This is a genomic window from Nocardioides sp., from assembly GCF_035481145.1.
Classification (GTDB): domain Bacteria; phylum Actinomycetota; class Actinomycetes; order Propionibacteriales; family Nocardioidaceae; genus Nocardioides.
The window spans coordinates 1-2205 of record NZ_DATIHB010000074.1; the positions used below are offsets into that span (position 1 = coordinate 1).

Genomic DNA, 2205 nt, shown 5'->3' on the forward strand with positions numbered 1-2205 from the left:
GCCTTGCGCTCGTCGACGAGCGCAAGGCCGAGCGCCGCCGCCGCGCCCAGGCCACGGTCACCGCCCCGACCGACCTGCGCACCTTCGCCAGCGTCACCGGCGACCACAACCCCATCCACACCAGCACCGCGGCCGCCGCTCTCGCCGGCCTGGGTGGCCCGATCGTCCACGGCATGTGGATCTCCGCAGTCAGCCAGCGCATCGTCGTCGAGCAGACGCGCCGCAGCCTCGCCGGCTGGACCGCCCGCTTCCTGGCTCCGGTCCGTCCGGGCGCCGAGGTCGAGGTCACGGCCCACCGCGTGGGCATCGACGAGGGTGCCGAGGTGCTCGAGGTCAGCGCCCGCGTCGACGGCGACCTGGTGCTCCTCGCCTCCGCCCGCCTGGCGGCCGCCCGCACGGCGTACGTCTTCCCGGGCCAGGGCATCCAGCACGCCGGCATGGGCATGGAGGGCTACCGCCGCAGCAAGGCTGCGCGCGCCATCTGGGACCGCGCCGACGCCCACACCCGCGAGGTGCTCGGCTTCTCCGTGCTCGAGGTCGTCCGCGACAACCCGACCGAGCTGGTCGCCTTCGACGGCGTCCACTCGCACCCCGATGGCGTCCTCTTCCTGACCCAGTTCACGCAGGTCAGCATGGCCGTCCTCGCCGCTGCGCAGATGGCGGAGATGGTCGAGGCCGGCGTGGCCGTCGACGACGCGATCATCGCCGGTCACTCCGTCGGCGAGTACAACGCGCTCGCCGCGGTCTCCGGCGTCCTCTCGCTCGAGGCGGTCGTCGAGGTCGTCTTCCAGCGTGGCTCCGTCATGCACACCCTGGTGCCGCGTGACGAGGAGGGCCGTAGCAACTACCGGCTCGCCGCCATCCGGCCTGCGCAGTTCGGCCTGGCCGACGACGACGTCCGCGCCTTCGTCGAGGGCGTCGCCGCCGAGACCGGCGAGTTCATCGAGATCGCCAACTACAACCTGCGTGGCTCGCAGTACGCCATCGCCGGCACCGTCGCCGGTCTCGAGACCCTCGAGGCCGAGATCGAGCGCCGTCGCGCCGCGATCGGCGGCAAGGCGTCGTACATCCTGGTGCCCGGCATCGACGTCCCGTTCCACTCGGGTGTCCTCCGGGGCGGCGTCGACGACTTCCGCGCCAAGCTCGACGACCTGCTCCCGCCGGCCGTCGACCCGGCGCCGCTGCTCGGCCGCTACGTGCCGAACCTCGTCGCCCGCCCGTTCGAGCTGACCCGCGAGTTCCTCGCGTCGATCCTCGAGGTCGCTCCGGCCACGCGCATCGAGGCGGCCCTGGCCGACTTCGACACCTGGTCGGCCAAGCCGCAGGAGCTCACGCGCCTGGTCCTCATCGAACTGCTGGCCTGGCAGTTCGCCAGCCCGGTGCGCTGGATCGAGACCCAGGACCTCCTCTTCGCCGACGCCGCCGACGGTGGCATGGGCGTGGAGCGGATCATCGAGGTCGGTGTCGGCCGCGCTCCGACGCTCGCCAACATCGCCTCCTCGACGCTCAAGCTCCCTGAGGTACGCCGCACCCTGGCCGGTCCGGTCGAGGTGCTCAACGTCGAGCGCGACGCCCTCGTGGCGTTCGCTCGCGACGAAGACCCCGTCGAGGCCATCGAGCCCGACGAGGGGTCGTCGGTGGAAGTCCCCGCCTCCACGACGGCCGAGCCGGGGACCTCTCCCTCCCTGACCCCGGCACCCCCGGCGCCTGCTGCGTCGGGCGGGCCGCGTCCCGCCGATCTCCCCTTCACCGGTGCGGACGCGACCCGGCTGCTTCTGGCGTGGTGGACGAAGGTCCGCCCCGATCAGCTCGGTGACGCCGACTCCATCGAGTCGCTCACGGACGGCGCCTCCTCGCGCCGCAACCAGCTGCTCGTCGACCTCGGTGCCGAGCTCAGCCTCGGTGCCATCGACGGTGCGGCTGAGGCCGACCTGCCGACCCTGTGCGCTCAGGTCGCCGGCCTCTCGCGTGGCTACAAGCCGCTCGGCCCGGTGCTCTCCGCCGCGGTCGGCGACCACCTGCGCAAGGTGCTCGGCCCGCTGGGTGCTCGCCAGTCGGCGATCACCGACCGCGTGACCGGTGCCTGGCAGCTGGGCGAGGGCTGGGCCCTGCACACGCTGGTCGAGGTCGCCGCCGGCACCCGCGAGGGCTCCAGCGTCCGCGGTGGCGATCTCGCCACGCTGACCGTCCCCGGCTCGGCTGCCG

1 protein-coding gene is annotated in these 2205 nt (G+C 73.2%); it reads left to right on the plus strand.

The window, feature by feature from the left end; translation table 11 throughout:
- On the plus strand, positions 1-2205 hold a 2205-nt coding region (locus VLF38_RS06595), incomplete at both ends, for an acyltransferase domain-containing protein (RefSeq protein ID WP_325270481.1).